Source organism: Mycetocola sp. TRD_SC_2 (genome assembly GCF_055361225.1).
Genome location: NZ_CM143954.1, coordinates 789654 through 810019, shown reverse-complemented (window position 1 = coordinate 810019; position 20366 = coordinate 789654). Strand labels below are relative to the sequence as shown.

General features: G+C 66.3%; 15 protein-coding genes and 1 pseudogene. 7 read left to right on the top strand and 9 right to left on the bottom strand.

Annotated elements, in window-relative coordinates; translation table 11 throughout:
- Positions 1-15: 15 nt before the first annotated feature.
- The 5 genes from ACWA1Q_RS03795 to ACWA1Q_RS03775 form a co-directional block, all read right to left on the bottom strand.
- Entirely contained in the window at positions 16-1425 is a 1410-nt protein-coding gene (locus tag ACWA1Q_RS03795) for a DUF5719 family protein (RefSeq protein WP_463759658.1), read from the bottom strand.
- Positions 1415-4486: a glycosyltransferase family 2 protein gene (locus tag ACWA1Q_RS03790; protein WP_463759656.1), complete on the bottom strand. Its 3072-nt coding sequence runs from the start codon at positions 4484-4486 to the stop codon at positions 1415-1417. Before ACWA1Q_RS03790 ends, ACWA1Q_RS03795 begins: the two co-directional genes overlap by 11 nt.
- A gap of 78 nt (positions 4487-4564) precedes the next feature.
- Positions 4565-4882, bottom strand: a complete 318-nt coding sequence (locus ACWA1Q_RS03785) for a WhiB family transcriptional regulator (RefSeq protein WP_121671405.1) — start codon at positions 4880-4882, stop codon at positions 4565-4567.
- Positions 4883-5006: 124 nt separating this feature from the next.
- A complete protein-coding gene (gene galE, locus ACWA1Q_RS03780; RefSeq protein WP_463759655.1) occupies positions 5007-5981 on the bottom strand; it encodes a UDP-glucose 4-epimerase GalE in 975 nt (324 codons plus the stop codon).
- Between the two features lie 75 nt (positions 5982-6056).
- Entirely contained in the window at positions 6057-6227 is a 171-nt protein-coding gene (locus ACWA1Q_RS03775; protein WP_463759653.1) for a hypothetical protein, read from the bottom strand.
- A gap of 91 nt (positions 6228-6318) precedes the next feature.
- On the opposite strand from ACWA1Q_RS03775, the gene ACWA1Q_RS03770 reads away from it, so the two are divergent.
- A complete protein-coding gene (locus ACWA1Q_RS03770) occupies positions 6319-7287 on the top strand; it encodes a GlxA family transcriptional regulator (protein ID WP_463759652.1) in 969 nt (322 codons plus the stop codon).
- Between the two features lie 9 nt (positions 7288-7296).
- Here the strand turns inward: ACWA1Q_RS03770 and manA are convergent, their stop codons facing one another.
- Positions 7297-8490 (bottom strand): mannose-6-phosphate isomerase, class I, encoded by a 1194-nt coding sequence (gene manA, locus ACWA1Q_RS03765; RefSeq protein ID WP_463759650.1) that lies wholly within the window; start codon positions 8488-8490, stop codon positions 7297-7299.
- A 172-nt stretch (positions 8491-8662) separates the two neighbouring features.
- On the opposite strand from manA, the gene ACWA1Q_RS03760 reads away from it, so the two are divergent.
- Positions 8663-9841: an acyl-CoA dehydrogenase family protein gene (locus ACWA1Q_RS03760; protein WP_463759649.1), complete on the top strand. Its 1179-nt coding sequence runs from the start codon at positions 8663-8665 to the stop codon at positions 9839-9841.
- 66 nt (positions 9842-9907) lie between these two features.
- A pseudogene (locus ACWA1Q_RS03755) lies at positions 9908-11239 on the top strand (glycosyltransferase); the annotation flags it as partial.
- 94 nt (positions 11240-11333) lie between these two features.
- On the opposite strand, the gene ACWA1Q_RS03750 reads toward ACWA1Q_RS03755, so the two are convergent.
- Positions 11334-12494: an acyltransferase family protein gene (locus tag ACWA1Q_RS03750; protein WP_463759648.1), complete on the bottom strand. Its 1161-nt coding sequence runs from the start codon at positions 12492-12494 to the stop codon at positions 11334-11336.
- A gap of 146 nt (positions 12495-12640) precedes the next feature.
- On the opposite strand from ACWA1Q_RS03750, the gene ACWA1Q_RS03745 reads away from it, so the two are divergent.
- The 4 genes from ACWA1Q_RS03745 to ACWA1Q_RS03730 all read left to right on the top strand — a co-directional run bounded on the left by ACWA1Q_RS03745 (position 12641) and on the right by ACWA1Q_RS03730 (position 18554).
- Positions 12641-13873, top strand: a complete 1233-nt coding sequence (locus tag ACWA1Q_RS03745; protein ID WP_463759646.1) for a lipopolysaccharide biosynthesis protein — start codon at positions 12641-12643, stop codon at positions 13871-13873.
- Positions 13870-15210: an O-antigen ligase family protein gene (locus ACWA1Q_RS03740; RefSeq protein WP_463759645.1), complete on the top strand. Its 1341-nt coding sequence runs from the start codon at positions 13870-13872 to the stop codon at positions 15208-15210. Before ACWA1Q_RS03745 ends, ACWA1Q_RS03740 begins: the two co-directional genes overlap by 4 nt.
- Entirely contained in the window at positions 15207-16541 is a 1335-nt protein-coding gene (locus ACWA1Q_RS03735) for an O-antigen ligase family protein (RefSeq protein WP_463759643.1), read from the top strand. Before ACWA1Q_RS03740 ends, ACWA1Q_RS03735 begins: the two co-directional genes overlap by 4 nt.
- A gap of 99 nt (positions 16542-16640) precedes the next feature.
- Positions 16641-18554: a glycosyltransferase gene (locus ACWA1Q_RS03730; protein WP_463759641.1), complete on the top strand. Its 1914-nt coding sequence runs from the start codon at positions 16641-16643 to the stop codon at positions 18552-18554.
- A gap of 61 nt (positions 18555-18615) precedes the next feature.
- Here ACWA1Q_RS03730 and glf read toward each other — a convergent pair whose 3' ends face one another.
- Together glf and ACWA1Q_RS03720 are read right to left on the bottom strand one after the other, a co-directional pair.
- The gene (gene glf / locus ACWA1Q_RS03725) at positions 18616-19773 is read right to left on the bottom strand and encodes a UDP-galactopyranose mutase (protein ID WP_463759640.1); all 1158 of its coding nucleotides are present in this window, start codon (positions 19771-19773) and stop codon (positions 18616-18618) included.
- 152 nt (positions 19774-19925) lie between these two features.
- Positions 19926-20348, bottom strand: coding sequence for a hypothetical protein (locus ACWA1Q_RS03720; protein ID WP_463759639.1), 423 nt, complete (start codon positions 20346-20348; stop codon positions 19926-19928).
- Between the last annotated feature and the right edge of the window lie 18 nt (positions 20349-20366).

The window sequence follows — 20366 nt, the reverse complement described above, 5'->3', positions numbered from 1 at the left end:
ATCCGGGCGGGATGCCTACCTCGGGTAGACCGTCACCGGTGTCGCCAGCGGGTTGGCAGGTTGGATCCCGTACGCCGAGAGTGCACCGGGACCCTCGAAGCTGATCTGCGCGTGCACTCCCTCTGCACCAGTGACGGTGTACGCCGCACCGCCGCCCACCGGTGTCACGACGCCCTGTTCAGCGGGTACGACAATGCGGGTTTCGGCCCCGTTCGGTCCGTTGAGCACCACGTCGACAGCGGCATCCGTCGGGTTGAACAGGTGGAGTCTCGGCCCGTCTCCCTGTGCGACAGCGAGGGTGAAGTCGGCGTCGATCGGGGCGGATGCAACGAACCAGGCGAAATCGCCCGACTCGCCGGCGATGGCGGTCGTTCGCGCGGCGGCGACGACAGGCAGGTCAGATCTCATGGAAATCGAGTAGCTTCCTGCGGCGAGGTTGGACAGCGGGATCTCGTTGACCACGCCGGCCTCGATCGCGTAGTCGAGGGGCTGTGGTGCTGTTCCCCCGGATTCACTCGCGAAGGTGATGAGAACCCGGGCGGCCTCGCTGCCGGGAACGAAGAGACGTAAAGCGCTGATGCTGTCGTCGTAGGTCTCTCCGACCGTGGTCGGAGCGGTCGCCGGAATCACGACGCCCGGCAGTATCTGAGTCGTCGCCGGCGGAGCAGTCGGTGCAGACAGCTCGACACCGCCGGGGGTGATCCCTCGGACGACACTGTGCTGGAGACTGGCGTACACCTGTCCACCGGTGGTCTGGACCCGGATCACGGGGTTCCGAACGCTCGGGGCGAAGCTCGCAACAGAGAAGACCCTGCTTTCCCCCGCCTGCACGATGATTCCTCCCGACCCCGGTGCTTCGATCTCACCGGTCTCTCCGAAGAACGACAGATCGATCACGGCGTCGGCACGAGTCGGGTTGCTGAGCGACAGCAGGCTCGTCCGTCCCACGTCGGTTGAGCCGGCGACAAGCCAGCTGTCCGCGCTGACTTCGCCGCACGCGGTTGCGGCAAAGCCGGTGAGGTCGTCGAGGTCCGCACGCTGTGACTGGGCTGCAGCGACGAGCGGCACATCCTCTCCGTCGACGCTCGATGACGTGATAACCGTCGGCAGCCCGAACTGGTCCCCGCTCATGTTGTCGGGGGCAGTGAGTGTGACCTGTTCGCGGCCTTCCGGCGCTGCGAGCGTGAGGGCCGGAGCCGCGAAGCTCCCGGCTGACGCGTCGATCTCCTGGCGCAGGAGCGGCCCTGGGCACAGTCGGGTCTGGTCGGATGCCGTCGGAGTCACGCTCGTCCGTGGCACGTCGGCTGCGAGGATGGGAACCTCGACCTGTCCGACGGCCAACCCGGCCCCGGCGAAGAGTGCGACACCAAGTACGCCTGTCACCACCCGCCCGCTTGTCGTGGCGGCTTTGCGCTTATCGGCCATCGTTGTTCTCGCTCTCGACAGCGGTGCTCGGCACAAGAGCCGGCCGGTCGTTGTCACTGGTCGGTTCGTTCTCCGGTGCCGCAGCGTCCGATGCCGCCGCAACAGCTTCGGCCTCCTCGATGGATTCGGATTCCGCGGCAAGTTCGAGTTCAACAGCCTTCTCTGCCTCGGCATCTGCTTTCAGCTCGGCGCGTTCGGCCCGCGTCAGGCGGGGCGCAGGGTCCGTCCCGCGCCTGCCGATCACGCGAGGACGGCTTTCCGCTGCCCGCCGCGATGCTGCGGTCGGCACGGCGAGGAGCAACGCAAAGCCGAAGACGAGAGCCAGGCTGACGAGAACAAGACTGGAAACGAGCGGATCCTTCGGGCCAGAACCTGCCTTCGCGATGTCACCCTCGAAACGCCAGAGAGTTCCGCGGTCGGTGGGCCCGACGTGAGCGAGGATGGCATTCGAATCGAGCGAGGTGGCCGCGCGAGCGGTCATGCCGGCGGCGGGAGGCGCAACGTCCTCCCCCACCTGCTGGGTGGGCGGAGTGAGAAGCACGAATCGCACCCGGTACTCGGTCAGCAGTGCGGTCGGGTCGAGTCCGCCCTGGGAGACGAGGTTAGCGGCGAGAACAGCAATCTTCTCATCGTTATCGGTCACTCTCGGGTTGGTGGCCAGAAGTGTCGACTGGGTATCAAGAGTCCGACCGACACCGCCGACGAGCCGCGCGGAGATCCCGCCGTCGGGCTGGGGAGTGAGCACCAGGGTTCGGAGCGTCGGGTCGACAGACGCCGCCGCTGCCACATACGCGGGAAGGGTCCTGCCGTTGCTCGCTGTGATTGCGCCGCCGGTCGCGAGACTCGTCGCCATCGGCGCGGCGACGACGAGCGCGAGGATACCGATCACGAGTGCCGGGAGAGCGGCGGAACGGCGCAGGCTGTCGAATCCGACGACCGCCGCGCCAACCAGGCCGACCCAGTACAGGCTCAGCGCCGACCCTGGCCAGGCGGATGCCGCCTGCGAACCGGTGAGGCTGATCAGAAGGTGCGACGCGCCGACGGCGGTCGCGAGACCCAGCAGTGCCGTGAAAACGAGAACGGCCGCCCGCGCGCTGCCCGGCAGGAACAGCGCAAGCAGGGCCATGACGGCGAGGGGGGCAAGCAGAACCGCGACGAGAAGACTCGCGGGGAGAGCGGAGAGCCCGAGGGTTTCGGCGATCGACGCCCACGCCGGGTTCCCGCCAGGAAGCCCCTGCAACAATTCCCACCCGGTCGGACGGGTTGCGACGAGGGGAACGCCCGGATCCGCGAGCAGTCCGAGCCAGTTGCCCCTGACAACGCCCTGCTGCCAGAGCAGTGGCGCGAACAAAACAGCGCTCGGGATGATCAGCCAGACCACCCGCGCGAGGTGTCTGCCGGAGAGCAACAGAGCGATGAGCCAGAGGATCAGGAGGGCAGGGGTCAGTATGGGGGCGACAGCGATTGTCGCTGCGAGGATCAGGGAGGCGACCGCAGCGGATCCCCATGAGCGTGCCGCCGCGCATCCGCTGTAAAAGAGCCACGGAAGGAGAAGGTGAACGAGGATGCCGGAGAGGTGTCCGGCGCTGAGCGCGGCGAGAAAGGTCGGCGCGACGGTCCAGAGCACCGCAGCGACAAGCCGGTAGCCACTCGCTTCGGTGAGCCGGGTGGCTGCAAACCAGGCGCCGAGCGTGGCGAGGGGAAGCGCGAGAAGCGTGATGAGCACGAGCGAGTACGACGGGTTCCAGAACGTGAGCGTGCCGAGCACGGCGATGACGGCGGCGAACGGATCGGCGGCACCGGTGAAACCGAGCCCGATATCACGCCAGCCATAGCCGATGTTCTGCCAGAGGTCACCGACCGCCGACGAGAGCGGCAGGATGGTGCCACCCTCGATGGCGGATGCTGCCAGCAGCCGGAAGAAGAGCGCCGACCCGACGATCGCGGACGCGAGGACGAGCCACGCGCCTCCCCCGGTGAAGAATCGAAGCTCGCTGCGTTCGACGGTGTAGACGACGGCGCCGGATTCCCGGCGCAGTCTCCTGCGCCTGCGGACTTCGGCGAACGGGATGCGGAGGGCGGCGAGCGACGACCAGCCGACGGCCTTGGAGTCCCGAAGATTCTTGCGTGCCCGCGCGATCCTCACCGGGCTGAAGGCAACCCGGAACGCCGCCGCGATCTCGGGGCCGACGAGGTCTGGCTGTTTTCCGATGATGCGCGCGAGCCCACGGAGGATGCCGAGGGGGACAAGGCTGAGCCAGTGCAGCCAGACGATGGCGGTCGGCGCGTACACGAGCCGTCGGTACAGCTGGGCTCCGCGGGTCTGCCGTGCGCGCCTGCGCCGTGCCGTGGGGCGGCCCGCCCGGTCCGGACCGGCGATCCCGCTTCCGCCGCTGAACACGGTGGCCGACGGAACGACGGTGACCCGGTGTCCGGAAAGCCTGGCCCTGGTACAGAAATCGAGTGCGTCGTCGGCCGATCCGAGGGCGGGGTCGAATCCGCCGAGGTGCTCCCAGACGGCGTGCCTGACGAGCATTCCGGCGGGGGCGACGCCGAGGACATCACTGACGTTGTCGTGCTGGCCCTGGTCGAGTTCGTTTTCGACGAGCGCCACGGTCGTGCCGAACGGCGTCACGGACTCTCCGAGCGACACGATGGTCGCGCCGTCGGCGGCGTCCTTGATCTTGGGCCCGGCGATCGCAACCGAGGGGGCGATCTCGAGCGCGCCGAGCAACTTCTCGAGCGCATCGGGTTCGGGAGGTGTGTCCTGGGCGAGCAACCAGAGGAATTCGTCCGGGCCGTCCGGCTGCTCGATGACACGCACGCCCGCCGCGACGGCCGAACCGAATTTCAGCCGCTCCCCGGAGGTGACGATGCGGTCGACCCCGGCATGTTCAAGGGCCAGGGTGACCGACGACGGTGCGTCGCACGCGACAGCGATGACGGCATCCGGCTTTCGCGACTGCCCCGCGAGCGCGTCGAGGGTGCCCTGAAGGCCAGCGGTGCCGGTGGGGCCGGTGCCGTCGTGCACGACAAGGATTGCGGTAACTCGGGGAGACATCGCGTCCAGACTATGTCGGCGGGGGCACTGGGCGGCCGACTGGTCCGGCGTGGCACGATATCGCCACCTGAGGGAGGATCAGACGGCGCGTTTTTTCAGCTTGCGACGTTCACGCTCGGACAGGCCGCCCCAGATGCCGAAGCGCTCATCATTTTCGAGAGCGTATTCGAGGCATTGCGTACGGACTTCGCAGCTGGTGCAGATGCGCTTGGCGTCGCGAGTGGAACCGCCCTTTTCGGGGAAGAATGCCTCGGGGTCGGTCTGAGCGCACAGCGAATCCGACTGCCAGGCGAGTGGGTTGTCGTCTTCGGTATTCTTGCGAACACCGGGCACGCCCAATTGAACCGGATCGACGAACCAGTCCTCGGGAACCCCAGAGCGATATTCAGGTGACATATCTCTCTCCCCACTTTTTGCCCATGCGCCACGCGGCGCTAGACATAATTACACCGGTGTAGTTCGCCCACGTCAAGTCGCGGATAGTAAACCCTCAACCCCCCATGGAGGGTTCATGCGGCCTTTACCGGCGTGTCGTGGCGGCGTCGGCGCGTGCCCGGTAGGCGGAGTCGACCATCTCGGCGAGCGTGTGCCGCATGCGCCAATCGAGGTCCCGAGCCGCAAGATCACCGGATGCCACGATCCTCGCCGGGTCACCGGCGCGCCTGCCTGCGAGCTCGGGGGTGAAGTCGATCCCGGTCACGTCGCGGACAGCGGTCATGATCTCACCCACCGATACCCCGTCGCCGGAGCCGAGGTTGTAGACGGGCTCGATCGGTTCGCCCGCGTCGAGCCTCCGCGCGGCAGCGACGTGGGAATGAGCGAGGTCGGCGACGTGGATGTAATCGCGGACGCACGTTCCGTCTGGGGTGGCGTAGTCGGTGCCGTAGATGCGGGGCGTCCGCCCGGACAGGAGCGCCTCGAAGATCAGCGGGAACAGGTTGTGAGGGCTCGTGTCGTAGATGTCCGGATAGCCGGACCCGACAACGTTGAAATAGCGCAGCGAGGTGTGCGCGAGGCCGGCCGCAACACCCTGGTCGGCGAGCAGCCATTCACCGATGAGTTTGGATTCGCCGTACGGCGACTGCGGGCTCTTCGGAGTCACCTCGGTGACGAGGTCGGTGTCGGGAGTCCCGTACACGGCGGCACTCGACGAGAACACGATCCGCGAAACGTCATGCTCGGCCATGGCTTCGAGAAGAACGAGGGTCCCCGTCACGTTTTGCGCGTAGGTGTGCAGCGGGCGCTCGACAGAGACCCCGGCGTACTTGAAACCCGCGATGTGCACGACGCCAGTAACCGCGTGATCCCGGAGCGTCGACGCAACCAACGCGCTGTCGAGAATACTGCCGCGAACGAATGGCACGTTCTCGGGCAGGAAGGACGCGTGGCCACTCGAAAGGTCATCGAGGACGACGACACTCATCCCCTGTTCGGTGAACGCACGGACGACGTGTGCGCCGATGTAGCCGGCGCCACCGGTGACCAACCAGGTCATGCTTCCTCCTCGGTACCGGGCCGCAGAAGCAGCCCGGTATCGAGCATATTGCACGGGCGTTGCGTGGGAGTGGGCTCAGCGCAGCCCAGCGGTGAACGGTCGACCGAGCTGGTCGACGCCGTCATTCCGGGACGGACCGAACCGCCGCTTCGGAAGGCGGTGGAGTCCGTCGGAGTGCAGGTCGACGACGGTGGCGATCGTCGCGAAGACGACTGCGGCAGCGATAAGGATCAGCAACATCAACATGTCGGTAAATCTATGCATTGCGACATCCTGCCACCAGTGGCAGAATTGCCACCGTTCGATACATTCCTGCCAGATTCCGGGAGCATCCGTCATGTTGAAGAAAATCGCCGTCCTCGCACTCCCCGAGATGGCTCCATTCGAGTTCGGAGTCCTCTGCGAAGTGTTCGGTATCGACAGGTCTGACATGGGCGGCCCGTCGTTCGACTTTCACATCGTCGCGGCCGACCGCGGGCCAGTTCGCACCAAGCTCGGGTTCGACATCATCGTGGATGAGGGCCTCGAACAGGCGAAGGATGCCGACCTGGTCGCCGTTCCCGCGTATTACTTCGGGGAGCTCGACCCACGGGTCATCGACCTGTTGCGGAACGCTGAGGCACGGGGCGCCTGGATCCTCAGCGTCTGCAGCGGAGCGTTCGCCCTGGCCGAAGCGGGCATCCTCGACGGACGCCGCAGCACCACCCACTGGATGTACACCGACCGGCTCACCAGGGACTACCCATCGACGACCGTTGACCCTGACGTGCTCTTCGTCGAGGACCGCAGGGTCATCACCGGGGCGGGAACGGCAGCGGGGATCGACGCCTGCCTGCACCTCGTCCGCACCGAACTCGGTGCAGCCGCCGCGAATGTGATCGCCCGGCGCATGGTGGTCCCGCCTCAGCGCGACGGCGGGCAAGCCCAGTACATCCAGACGCCCGTAGCCGAGCGACACAGCGACTCGTTCGCTGGCGTCACCGAGTGGATGCTCGAGAACCTCGCCGACGATCTCCCCGTCGACGTCCTCGCGGCGCGCGCGCTGATGTCCGAACGGACCTTCGCACGCCGGTTCCGGGCCGAAATGGGAGCGACACCGGCGGCCTGGCTCAACCGGCAAAGACTGATCCGGGCCCAGCAGCTGCTCGAACGCACCGACGACGGCCTCGAGCAGATCGCCGGGGACTCCGGCTTCGGATCCTCAGCCGTGATGCGACACCACTTCCTCAAGATGCTGCACACGACGCCCAATGCCTACCGCCGGGCGTTCAGCTGCACCGGCGACACCACGAGAGCCGCTGGCTGAGCGGAGCGGTCAGAGCCGCGTCGTCGCGACGAACAGTTCGCCATCGCCGCGAACGCTGACTGCCCCCTCGTCTGGTGTGATGTACGCCGCCTCACCGCGCTCGAGCGTGATCGAACCGGATGCGCCGGTGAGGGTGAGCGAGCCAGCGACCGCGACAGCGATCGACGCGCCGGGCAGTTCGAGAGTGGGCGACGACCCCTCTTGCGTCACCACGTGGACGAGTTCGAAATCGGGCACGTCCGGCTGGTAGACGTCGACGCCGTTTCCCTGCCGCTCCGGCTCGAGATACGGCACAGGTACCGGCGTGAAATCGAGCACCGTCAGGAGCTCGGGCACATCGATTTGCTTCGGTGTGAGTCCCCCGCGCAACACGTTGTCGCTCGCCGCCATGAGTTCGACACCGAAACCGCGCAGGTACGCGTGGATGTTGCCCGCTGGCAGGTACAGCACCTCACCGCGGGTCAGCGTCACCCGGTTGAGGAGAAGTGAGACGACGATCCCCGGGTCCCCCGGTGCGAAACCGGCCAGGAGTCGGACCGTGTCCACGGCTGGCGTATGCCGGGCGGACGTCGCAGCATCCGTCACCGCACGGACAAGCACCGAGCTGTCGCTGCCGAGAAGAGAACTGACGACACGGCGGAGCACGTCGGCGTCGTCCCCGTCGAGTGAGCGGCGGAACGCGGCGAGCGCGTCGAGCGACTCGTCCGGAAGCCCGGGAACGCGGAGCAGTGCGTCGACATCGGCGGCGGCATCGGCGACCGACCGGAACCCGCACAGCGCATCGAAGGTCTCGCTCAGCGCGAAGATCAACTCAGGCTTGTGGAACGCGTCTTTGTAGTTGCGCACGGGGTCGTCGAGGGCGATCCCTGCTGCGTTCTCCCTGGCGAAACCTTCCCTCGCCTGGGCGGGCGACGGGTGAGCCTGCAACGAGAGCGGAGCATCCGCGGCGAGGAGTTTGAGGAGGAATGGCAGCCGCGGCCCGGAAAGACCGGCGGATGCCGCGTCCGCCGCGATCCAGTCGGCGAGCGTTCCGAATCCGCCGACGGCCTCAGGGGTAATAATCTTCGCCGGCGATCCCGGGTGGGCACCGAGCCACAATTCCGCCTCGGGCCTGCCCGAGGGTGAGCGTCCGAGAAGCCCGGCGATATCGGTTCGGGACCCCCAGGCGTAGTCGCGGGGAGTGTTGGAGATGGGAACAAACACAGACTCGTCCTTCGGGTGTAGCCGGGGGCGTGCGGGGTTATCGCCACCCTACAAGAGGCGTGCGAATGCCATCGCCGGCCGTTGTCCGTTCGGCGCAGGCGAATTGTCGCGCCCGTGGGTGTTGCCTAGGCTGCGGGAAGTATTCCCCTTCTCTCAACGCAATGGAGCACGCATGTCGTTCGAACCCCTCGCCAGCGATTTCTACGGATTCGAGACACTCCTCACCCCGGAGGAGCAGGACGCCCTGATGCGCCTGCGCGCGTACATGGAGGGCACTGTTCGCCCGGTGATCAACGACTACTGGGAGCGCGCCGAGTTCCCGCACGACCTCGTCGAGTCGTTCCTCGCCACCGATGTCGCGCGGTTCGCCTTCCCCGAGACCCGTCCGTTCGAGAACTCGGCTGTCTTCCGCGGGCTCGCCGCAATGGAGATGTCGCGGGTCGACGCCTCGATGGCGACGTTCATCGGCGTACAGGAGGGGCTCGCCATGGGGTCCATTTCGGTCTGCGGCTCCCAGGAGCAGCGCGACGAGTGGCTGCCCCGGATGGCGAGCGGTGAGGTCATCGGCGCGTTCGGGCTGACCGAGCCTCTCTCCGGCAGCGACAGCGCGCGCGGCTTGCGCACAACGGCGACCCGCGACGGCGACAGCTGGGTGCTCAACGGGTCCAAGCGCTGGATCGGGAACGCGACGTTCAGCGACATCACCGTCATCTGGGCCAAGGACACCTCGGACGGCCAGGTCAAGGGCTTCATCGTCGACACGTCGTCCCCCGGTTACTCAGCGACCAAGATCGAACGCAAGATCGCGCTTCGCCCGGTACAGAACGCCGACATCATTCTCGAGAACGTGATCGTTCCCGAGGCGATGCGCCTGCAGAACGCCCGGTCCTTCCGCGACACCGCGAAGGTCCTCCGGCTCACCCGCGCGGCTGTCGCGTGGTCGAGCGTCGGCGTCGCGATCGGAGCATACGAAGCGGCCGTCTCCTACGCGAAGGAGCGGGAGCAGTTCGGCAAGAAGATCGCCGAACACCAGCTCGTGCAGGACCTGCTCGCCCGCTGCCTCGGTAACATCACCGCGTCGATGGCTTTGTGTGTCCGCGTCTCGCAGATGCACGACGAGGGCACCCAGGCTGACGAGCACTCCGCCCTCGCCAAGGGATTCTGCACGTCGAAGATGCGGGAAACCGTCGCATGGGCCCGAGAGTCGATGGGTGGAAACGGCATCGTCCTCGACTACGAAGCCGCGCGGTTCTTCGCCGACGCCGAAGCGCTCTACTCCTATGAGGGCACTCGAGAGATGAACGCGCTCATCGTCGGCCGCGCGATCACGGGAAAAGCCGCTTTCGTCTGAGTTCCCTGCGGCCCGGTACACCCCGGAACGCTGATCGGCAAGGCCGTGGCAAGACCCCGCCACGGGATGCGAGGATCTATTTCGCGTCCGGCATTCCGGCCGGTCCGATTCTGCCCGGAGGCTTCTTCCATGCCGCATGTCCGACTGCGAGCTGGCTGCCACCTCGCCGTGACCTGGGGAATCTCCGATTCCTTCGGTGGGATGACCGGCGCACTGCTGCACCGGTCCCGCGCCTTCGTCCGGCTCGGCGGGGTCGAGGTCGACGTCGTCACTTTCGATCTCCGGCCCGACTATCCCGCTCTTGAGCAGCGTTTGCGCGCCTCGGGTGAGCTGATCGACGGTATGACGCTGACGAACCTCTGGGATTGGCTGGCTGCCACGCAGCCCGGCTCAGACGCTGACGACAGGGCCGCCGCCCACCGCGTGCTGTTCACTCCTCTCGCCGACGACTCGGCTTTCGAGTCTGTCCTCCGCGACGGGCGCGAGGTCATGCGTATCCGCTCGGATGACGAGGGCAACCCGCTCCAGGTCGACCACTACCGCGACGACGGCTCCCTCGCGGTCTCGGACCGCCGAGACATCCGTCAGACGGGAACCACCGGTGGTCGCGTGATCGTGTGGTGCGACTCCGACGGCACCCCCGCGCGCCACTGGCGGAGCGCCCGGTCGTTGTACCGGTGGTGGCTCGACCAGCTTCGTCACGGGCGTCCGACCACGCTCATCGTCGACAGTAAGACCAGCGCGAGATTCGTCCTCGGATACCGCCGCCCCGACCTGATCACTCTCCACGTGGTGCACGCGTCTCACCGCCAGGGGTCGACGGATCCCCTGCAGGTACGGGCGTCTCGCGCTGACGTGTTCCGGACCCCCGATGGGTTCGATCGCATCGTCTTCCTCACGGAACGCCAGCGCGATGACGCTCGACTGATCCTCGGCAGGGACGCCCCGCTCGCCGTCATCCCGAACGGACGGGATGTCTCGCCCGGCGAACGTGGACCGATCGATCGGGACCAGACGCGGGGAATCGTTCTCGCATCCCTCGACCGGCGGAAACGCGTCGAGCATGCCGTAAAGGCTGTCGCGGCGATCGGCGGGCGGGTGTCGCTCGATGTGTTCGGTGACGGGCCCGAGCGGGCAAAGGTCGAACGCGCTGTCGCCGCGACAGGCGCCAGGGTCACCCTGCACGGCTACCGTGCCGGAGCGAGCCGCGAACTCTCAGGGGCGTCGTTCCTCCTCCTCACCTCGCGGAGTGAGGGCCTGCCCCTCGTCCTCGTCGAGGCGATGGCCAACGGATGCCTGCCCATCGCGTACGACGTCCCTTACGGCCCGGCCGACATCATCCGTTCCGGACACAACGGGTTCCTCGTGCCCGCCGGAGATGTGGCCGGTCTCACCGCGGCGATCGAGCAGCTCCTGGCGCTTTCTCCCGCGCGCGTCGCCGCAATGCGACGAAACGCGATCCGCACAGCTGAGCGGTTCTCGGACGAAGCCGTTACCCGGCTGTGGGCACGGGAGATCGATCAGGCTGCGATGAGACGCGGGCTCCCACCCGCCGCGCCAGCGCGTGCGCTGGCTTTTCGACTGCAGCGTGGAATGCGACGGAGATTACGAAAGTTGCCGGGAGCGCAACGGCTGAAACGAGCCACCATCGGTCGTCGCCGATGAGATACGCCGCCGTCGCAAGCACAGGGATGTGAACGAGGTAGAGGCTGAACGAGATCTGCCCGAGCCAGCGCGGCAGCGGTGAGTCCAGGATGCGTTCGGCCAGGGGCGACAGGATCGCAACGACGATGAGGCCTGCCGCGCCGAAACCGGCGAGGCCCCAGAGAACGGCGCTGGTCTGCGAACCCGCCGGGGCGAACGGCCGGGCGAGCCAGCTGGAGATCAGAACGGCGGACGACAACACGGTGAGCGCTGCCCACACCCAGCCGCCGCGACGTTCCTGCACCGAGACGCCCCAGGCACCAAGCCGGTCGAGGTTGGCGGCGATCAGGGTGCCGAGAAAGAACGTCGGCAGGTAGACGAGAGCGTCGAGGTCGAGAATGCGACCGAGAACCATCACGCCGCCGCTGACGGTCACCGCCAGTCCGACGTGCCTGGCAACCGCCCGGGCTGCGACGATGAAGACCGGAAGAAGCAGCGAGAAGAGAACCTCCCAGCGCAGCGACCACAACACGTTGTTGAGTGTGTACGTCTCGGGGAGCAACGTCGCCTCCCCGAGCAGGAGAGCGAGCGGCGCTTCATCCGCATTGCGTTTCTCGAGCCAGCTGTCGGCCGTCACCTGACCATTGGCGTGCGGGAACAGGAGGAGGAACGCCGCTGCCAGAAGCAGGGATGCCACAACGGGCAGATAGAGACGGATCAATCGACTGGGGTAATACGAAATCCAGTCGAAGCTGCTGCGCAGTGCCGGCAGGGCGACGACGAGGCCGCTGAGAACAAAGAAGACCAGGACCGCCTCGGTCCCCGCGGTGAGGAGTTTGAGCGGGGATTGGGTGAGCCACTCCCACGCACCGGGGACCTGCTCGAGAGCGGGGCGCGCGACAAGCATGTGGTGGTACAGCAGGACGATGACCGCCGCGATCCCCCGCACACCGTCGAGAGAGGCGATCCGCCCTGGCCGGCTGGCGCCCGTAATCCGTGAAGAATGCACCATTCCACTGTAAGCAGACCAACATGAACAGACGCTGGGTTGACGACGCCCTCGCCTATACTTGCGACGACCCGAGGCGCGCCCCGCCCATTCGTCGAGCCAGGCCGCTCCGGCCAGAATTGCGTGGATGTTGTGAGAGAACCGTGGTGAGCCGTCGCCGCCTGCTCGGGTTCACCGGCGGCTACGGAGCATCCGTCATCATCAGCGGCATCATCAGCATCGGTGTCCTCCCGATCATCATTGTCTTCGCCGGTGAAGCGGTGTGGGCTGAGATCGCGGTGGCCCAGGGCGTCGCCGGCTTCGCGTACGTTCTCGTCATTTTCGGCTGGGGCGTCACCGGTCCGACCGACGTCGCCAGTCTCGAACCCAGGGACCGCGGACGGTATTACCTCGATTCCCTCGTCAGCCGGATCTGGCTGCTCGCCCTCGTGCTTCCTCCGGCAATCGGGATCGCGCTCCTCTTCGGCAGTGCGTATCCGCTCGTAACGGCGTTCACCGTGGTGACCGGGCTCGTATCGGGATTATCAGGCGCATGGTTCTTCGTCGGCGAGGCGAGCCCTGGTCGCTACTTCTTCCTCGACCTCGTGCCGAAAAGCATCGGAACTCTCGCTGGCGCCGGACTGCTCATGATCACGGGCAACGCCCTGTGGTTCATTCTCGTGCAGGGCCTCGGCGCCGTCGCCGCGCTGATCTTCACCACCGTGAGCATTCGCAGCCGGTACCCCGGCTGGACGCCGGATCTGTCAGCACGAGGAGCCTTCGCCCGGCTGTCCGGCCAGTCCGCCGCCGTTGCCATGTCACTCACGAGCGCGATTTACGTCAACCTGCCGATCCTCATCGTCGGGGCGTTCGCCGGGACCCAGGTCACCGCCGCGTACGCGCTCGCAGAGAGGATCATGCGTTTCGGCCTCATGGCGACGCGACCGATCGTGCAGGTGTCGCAGAGTTTCGTTCCGGCCAAACCGGTGGAAGAGCAGGCACGCCGTGCCCGGGTCGTGACGAAGATCGCCGCGCTCACCGGTATCGCCGGCGGAATCGCATACGCCCTTGCCACGCCCTGGATCGTCGAACTGTTCTCGGCAAGTGGCCTCTCCATCTCCTTTGCTCTCTCGATTCCGCTCGGAATCGCTCTCGCAGCCATGCTTGTCTCCCAGATCACCGGTTTCGCGTGCCTCACCGCCTTCGGCCAGACCCGCGCTCTCGCCACGAGCACCATCGCCGGCGCGATCACCGGCGCCGTCCTCCTCGTGCCTCTCATGCTCGCATTCGGCACCCCGGGAATCGCAGCAGGGCTGGCTGTCTCCGAGGTCGTTGTGCTCGTCGTGCAGCTCGCCCGCCTTCGGCCTTTCCTCCGGCAGCGCGATACCCTGACTGCATGACCTCGCCGATCGTCGCGCCACCCGAAGCGCTCTCGACTCCGCGACTGTGGGCATCCGGGATCGCCACCCTCGCTGTGTTCATCGCCCTCGCTGGCGACGCTGTGCGCCATGTGCTTGGGCTCTGGGGTTTCGTCGGTGTGAGCATCCTGGTCGCCGCGGCGGCGCTCGTCGTTGTTCTCCGGCTGCGTCCGGTGTGGGATCGCCGCCGCATCCCGAAGGCTCTCCTCGCCTTCGTCGGGCTCGCTGTGCTCTCCATCGCCTGGTCGGCGTACCCCGGCGCGAGCGTCTTCACGCTCGCGGGCATGCTCGTCTGCACTTTCATCGGGATCTTCCTGGCACTGACGTTCGACTGGCCGGACGTCGTCCGGGTGTTCGCAAATGCGATCAAGTGGATCCTCGCGCTGTCGATCCTGTTCGAGCTCTGGGTCTCGCTGGTGGTCCGTGAGCGCGTGCTCCCGTTTTGGATCGACTACGGCGACGCAGAACCACCCCTCCTCGCGTATTGGTCTCGGAACCTTCTCTTCGACGGTGGAAAGATCCAGGGCATCCTCGGCAACTCGAACCTGCTCGGCATCATCGCCCTGTTCGGTCTGATCGTGTTCTCTGTGCAGTGGGCAGCGGGCACCGTCCGCCGCCGGTCCGCCATCCTCTGGCTCGGTCTCGCGGCACTCGAATTCGCCCTGACGCGCTCGAGTACCCTGATCATCGCGCTCATCGCCGTGGCCATCGTGCTGGCTGCAGCGCTGCTCATCCGCAGCGCAGGAACACCCGCCGGCAGAACCCCGGTCTATCTCGGCCTTCTCGGCGCTCTCGGACTCGCGATCGCGGGCGGCATCCTGTTCCGCGGTCAGCTGCTCGGGCTGCTCGGCAAGAGTGACGACCTCACCGGACGACTGACGATCTGGGAAACCGTCGTCGCTACCGCGGCCGAGAGGCCCTGGTTCGGCTGGGGCTACTCCAGCCCCTGGGTGCCGTGGGTCGAACCCTTCGATGATCTCGTCGTTCGCCGGGGAGTGTTGCAATTACACGCCCACAACGCCTGGCTGGACGTCTGGCTGCAGCTCGGCGTCATCGGCCTCGTCCTCTTCACCGCGTTGATCCTTTCCGTCACCTGGCGGGCGTGGTTCGCGGCCGTCGACCGCCCCCGCGTGGACATCGACGACACGCATCCGTACTCCCCGCTGTCGCTCCTCCCGATCCTCCTTCTCGTTGTCCTGCTCGTGCAGAGCCTCGCCGAGAGCCGCATCCTCATCGAATCGGGCTGGGTGATTCTCGTTCTTCTCGCCGTGGCCACCAAACAGCAGACCGTCACCCGGCCATCGGCACTCCGGCGATGAGCACCTCGCGCGGGGTGCCTCCGTCCCGCCTGCAGGCGATGGAGGAGACTCTCGGATCGGCTCCTGTCGCGCAGGCGCTTGCCTGGTGCATCGTCGGAGTGGCATTCGGCGCTCCAGCGCTCGGCCGGGTCATCGGCGTACCCGGGCTGACCGCGATGCTCGCGACACTCGCCATCGGATCCATCGCGGTACTGATAGCCCGCCGCCGATTCCTCGACTGGCACGGGCTCCTCCCCCTCTCGATCCTCGCCTTCATCATCTGGTGTGCCATCTCGGCTGCGTGGTCGGGGTACCCGGCGGACACGCTCGAAGGACTCTTCACGCTGACCGTCTACGCGTTCCTCGGGCTCACCATCGCTCTCACGCGGGACCTGATTCAGATCGTGCGCACGACGGGCGGTGTCCTGCGCGTGTTGCTGACAGCATCCCTGCTCCTCGAGGTCGCCAGCGGGATCATCTTCGACCGCCCGATCGGCTTTCTCGCGATCGAAGGTTTGCTGGCGTACGGCGGACCGATCCAGGGCCTGTTCGAAACCCGCAACCTGCTTGGTATGGTCACGTCGATCGCGCTCGTGACCTTCGTCATCGAGTGGCGCACACGCTCCGTTCCCAAACCCGTTGCGCAGTACTCGGTCGCGATCGCGCTGCTCTGCCTCATCTTCAGCGGTTCTCCGGTGACGCTCATCGTCGTTGTGATCCTTGGCGTCGCGTCCCTCGCGCTCTACGGTCTCCGCCGGGCCCGGCCGGAAACCCGACGAGTGTTCCAGGGCGCTCTCCTCGCCGCCGGTTCGCTGTCACTCGTGATCGCCTATGCGACCCGCACACGGATCATCGACCTGCTGAACGCTGGGAGCGAGTTCGAGGTTCGTTACCGGCTCTGGCTGAGCGTCTGGAACTACATCCAGATCCACCCGCTCGAGGGCTGGGGCTGGCTCGGCAGCTGGCCTCGCACCGAAGCGCCGTACAACTACATCACCTGGACGGTCGGCCGCGACCACGTCTCCGCCCTCAATGCCTTCCTCGACGTCTATCTCCAGGTCGGGCTCGTCGGCGTTTTCTCCTTCATCCTGCTGTGCGGGTTCGCCTTCCTCCGGAGCTGGCTCCTCGCCTCGAACAAGCGCAGCACCGTCTACGCGTGGCCCGCCCTCGTCCTCGTCGCCCTGCTCGCGACGGGCGCGTCAGAAAGCTTCCTCCTCGACGAAGCCGGGTGGCTGCTGCTCGTCATCTGCGCCGTGAAGGGTTCGCAAAGCATGAGCTGGCGTTCCCGGCTGCCCGAGAAGCCGCCGCCCGCACGGGGACCAGGCGCGTCGCACCCCGAATCGCTCGCCTGATCTCCCCAGCATCGGGCGACTAGGCTCTGGAGGGCGGATGACGCCCCGGCTGCCATCACCACAACCGAGAATCCATGGAATACGGAGTCCACAAGAATCGTGACGAACTGGTCAACACTCCACAATGTCGTCTTTTCCACCGACGGCGACCCCGATGTCCTGCCGCTGTACGCAGACCCGGAGACCTGGACGCAGATCGGCGAGGAAACCGTTAAGATCAGCGAGAACGCGCACATCGAGGACGTTCTGTCGCGCTCGAGCATGAGAATCCGTGCCGGCAGGCGAGTGTCTTTCGCGAGCTACTTCAATGCGTTCCCCGCGTCGTACTGGCAGCACTTCTCGAACGTCCGTGCGGTTCGGCTGACCCTCGCGACCACCGGGGCCGGAACGATCCTCGTCTACCGCTCCAACTCCCAGGGCATCCAGCAGAGCGTCACGTCCCGCCCGATCAGCGGGTCCGCTGAGACGGTCGTCGACCTGCCGATCCAGTCCTTCGGTGACGGCGGCTGGTACTGGTTCGACATCGTCGCCGAGAATGAGGACGTCATTCTCGAGCGTGGCGTGTGGTCGGCCGAGGCCGAACCTGTCGTGACCGGAAAGGTGTCGCTCGGTATCACCACGTTCAACAAGCCGGACTACTGCGTTGCCACGCTGGCGGCACTCGAGGAGAGCGACGAGCTGCTCGCCGAGATCGACCGCATCTTCATCGTCGACCAGGGTAACCAGAGGGTCGCGGACGAAGCGTCGTATCCCGAGCTCGCCGCACGTCTCGGCGACCAGCTCCAGGTGCTCACCCAGTCGAACCTCGGCGGCTCAGGCGGCTTCGCCCGCTCGATGGCCGAGACACTCGCTCGTCCCGAGAGCGACTTCGTGCTCCTCCTCGACGATGACGTGAAGGTGGAGCCCGAGAGCATCCTGCGTGCCCTCCGCTTCGCGAGGCACAGCCGCCGCCCGACCATCGTCGGTGGGCACATGTTCGACCTGCTCGACCGCCCGGTGATGCACGCCTTCGCCGAAGTGATCGACCCGGCGCCGTTCGTCTGGCAGACCCAGTTCAAGGACAGCTTCCCGCACGACTTCCGGCGTTCGAACCTGCGCCAGACCCGCATGCTCCATGCCCGCATGGACTCGGACTACAACGGCTGGTGGTTCTGCCTGATCCCGACAGCGGTGATCCGAGAGGCCGGCCTCGCCCTGCCCGCGTTCATCAAGTGGGACGACGCCGAATACAGCCTGCGGGCGCGTGAGCACGGCTTCCCCACCGTCAGCTTCCCCGGGGCGGCGCTCTGGCACGTGTCGTGGATCGACAAGGACGACGCCATCGACTGGCAGGCGTACTTTCACCAGCGCAACCGCTTCGTCGCTGCCCTGTTGCACTCGCGCCACAAGAACGGCGGCAAGTTGCTCAAGGATTCGCGGCGGGCTGACCTCAAGCACCTTCTCTCGATGCAGTATTACGCCGTCGCCCTGCGCCACCAGGGGCTCCGCGACGTGCTGACCGGCCCGGAGCACATGCATCGGACGATGCCGACACAGCTCGGCAAACTGCGCGAGCAGGCGAAGAACTTCCGTGAGAAGAAAGTTCTCCGCTCCGACGACGAGACGCCAATCACGAATCAGGGCAAACAGGTCTACAAGGCGCCGTCGGGCACCCAGCAGACCAAGGGCCCTCGCGGCGTCCCACTGGTGATCTACACGATCAAGATGATCGCCCGGCACTGGCTCAGCGATCCGTCGACGCGTGACCGCGAGCGCCCCCAGGTCGAACTGGCCAAGCGGGATGCCACGTGGTTCCGTGCTCCGACGTTCGACAGCGCGCTGGTGTCGACCGCCGAGGGTTCCGGCAAGGTCTGGTACCTGCGCGACCGTCGCACGTTCCGGCGGATGCTGCGTGAAAGCATCCGCCTCCACCGCGAGATCGAGAAGAACTGGGACCGCCTCGCGAAGGAGTACCAGGCAGCTCTCCCCCGCATCACCTCGGTCGACGAGTGGCAGAAGACCTTCGAGAAGTAGCGACGAAACGACGAAACCGCGCCTGCAGTCGAACGCTCAGGCGCGGTTTCGGCTTAAGCGGTTATTCTCCGCCGAGCTGGGCAGACAGCTTGTTGTTCCACATCGACAGCGCCGACCCGATGGCCATGTGCATGTCGAGGTACTGGTACGTCCCGAGGCGGCCGCCGAAGAAGACGTCCTTCTCACCGGTCTGCAATTCACGGTAGGCGAGGAGCCTGGCGCGGTCATCAGCGGTGTTGACCGGGTAGTACGGCTCGTCGTCTCGCGTGGCGAAGCGCGAGAACTCGCGCATGATGACCGTCTTGTCTGCCGGGTAGTTGTCGCGCTCGGGGTGAAAGTGGCGGAATTCGTGGATTCGCGTGTACGGAATGGTGGCGTCGGCGTAGTTCATCACGGTGGTGCCCTGGTAATCGCCGACCGGCAGGACTTCGCGTTCGAAGTCGAGGGTGCGCCACGCGAGCTCGCCCTCCGAATAATCGAAGTAGCGGTCGACGGCACCGGTGTAGACGACCGGGACCTGGCCGACAACGGAGCTCTTGTTCACCGGCTGGGACTCGTCGAAGAAGTCGGTGTCGAGCCGCACCTCGATGTTGGGTGAGTCCGCCATGCGCTCGATCCACGCGGTGTAGCCGTCGACCGGGAGCCCCTCCCAGGTGTCACTGAAGTACCGGTTGTCGTAGTTGTACCGCACCGGGAGGCGCGAAATGATCTCAGCAGCCAGCTCGGTCGGGTCGGTCTGCCACTGCTTGGCGGTGTAGTCACGAATGAACGCTTCGTAGAGCGGACGACCGATGAGCGAGATCCCCTTCTCCTCGAGGTTCGCGGCTGTCTTGGAGTCGAATTCGGATGCCTGTTCGGCGATGAGCGCGCGAGCCTCTCCCGGTGAGTACGCGGCCTGGAAAAACTGGTTGATCGTTCCGAGGTTCACCGGCAGCGGGTACACGACGCCGTTGTGGTTCGTGTACACCTTGTGCTGGTAGTTGGTGAAGTCGGTGAACCGGTTGACGTACTCCCACACCGCCGGGTTCGACGTGTGGAAGAGGTGCGCGCCGTAGTTGTGGACCTCGATGCCCGTCTCAGGGTCGGCGGAGCTGTACGCGTTGCCGCCGATGTGGTTCCTGCGGTCGATGACGACGACCTTGCGGCCGAGCGCTGCGGCGCGTTCGGCGATGGTCATGCCGAAGAAACCGGATCCGACAATGACGAGATCTGCATTCACGGGTATGGGCTCCTCAGCTGGTCAGGAAGGCGCGAGCGCGCGGGGATGTGACCGGTATGCACCTGGAGGCACACGCTCACGTCAGGCACCCAGCCTAACAATCCCGCAGCGTGCGGGTCGCCGACCCGCCCGCGAGATCCCCGCCGCCGCGTTTACTCGGCGACGGCCGCTTCGTCGACCGTCGGTGAGCCGGGTGGGCCGGTCACGACACAGGTGTATTCGGCGGGGATGGTGGTTCCGTCCGCGGTCGTGATCGTTCCCTGGAGGAAGACGTACCAGGCGTCGCCGTCCTGCTGCGTTGTTGCGGGCGTCGTCCAGTCGAATTCGCCGGCATCCCCCGAGTCCTTCGTCTGGAAGTCGATGCACGCCGTCGTCAGCTCGCCAACGGTCCACTCCTCCGGCGAGGCCGTCGTCGGAGCGCTCGACGGCTCGCCATCGGGCGTCGCGGTCGGTGATGGCGTCCGTGTCGCACTCGGGGTGGTGGTGCTCGCCGGTTCCGGCGCCGAGCAGCCGGCCATGAGGAGACCGGCGACAAGCGCGAGGCCGAGCGTCGAAGCTGATTTCCGAATCGGCATGGTGCCCCCTCTGTTCCA

What these genes read in the sequence shown, in the direction of transcription:
- ACWA1Q_RS03770 (WP_463759652.1), top strand. Translation starts at nt 6,319, where the DNA reads ATGTTGAAGAAAATCGCCGTCCTCGCACTCCCCGAGATGGCTCCATTC.
- ACWA1Q_RS03785 (WP_121671405.1), bottom strand. Translation starts at nt 4,882, where the DNA reads ATGTCACCTGAATATCGCTCTGGGGTTCCCGAGGACTGGTTCGTCGAT.
- ACWA1Q_RS03790 (WP_463759656.1), bottom strand. Translation starts at nt 4,486, where the DNA reads ATGTCTCCCCGAGTTACCGCAATCCTTGTCGTGCACGACGGCACCGGC.
- ACWA1Q_RS03775 (WP_463759653.1), bottom strand. Translation starts at nt 6,227, where the DNA reads ATGTTGATGTTGCTGATCCTTATCGCTGCCGCAGTCGTCTTCGCGACG.
- ACWA1Q_RS03740 (WP_463759645.1), top strand. Translation starts at nt 13,870, where the DNA reads ATGACCTCGCCGATCGTCGCGCCACCCGAAGCGCTCTCGACTCCGCGA.
- ACWA1Q_RS03720 (WP_463759639.1), bottom strand. Translation starts at nt 20,348, where the DNA reads ATGCCGATTCGGAAATCAGCTTCGACGCTCGGCCTCGCGCTTGTCGCC.
- galE (WP_463759655.1), bottom strand. Translation starts at nt 5,981, where the DNA reads ATGACCTGGTTGGTCACCGGTGGCGCCGGCTACATCGGCGCACACGTC.
- ACWA1Q_RS03735 (WP_463759643.1), top strand. Translation starts at nt 15,207, where the DNA reads ATGAGCACCTCGCGCGGGGTGCCTCCGTCCCGCCTGCAGGCGATGGAG.
- ACWA1Q_RS03795 (WP_463759658.1), bottom strand. Translation starts at nt 1,425, where the DNA reads ATGGCCGATAAGCGCAAAGCCGCCACGACAAGCGGGCGGGTGGTGACA.
- ACWA1Q_RS03760 (WP_463759649.1), top strand. Translation starts at nt 8,663, where the DNA reads ATGTCGTTCGAACCCCTCGCCAGCGATTTCTACGGATTCGAGACACTC.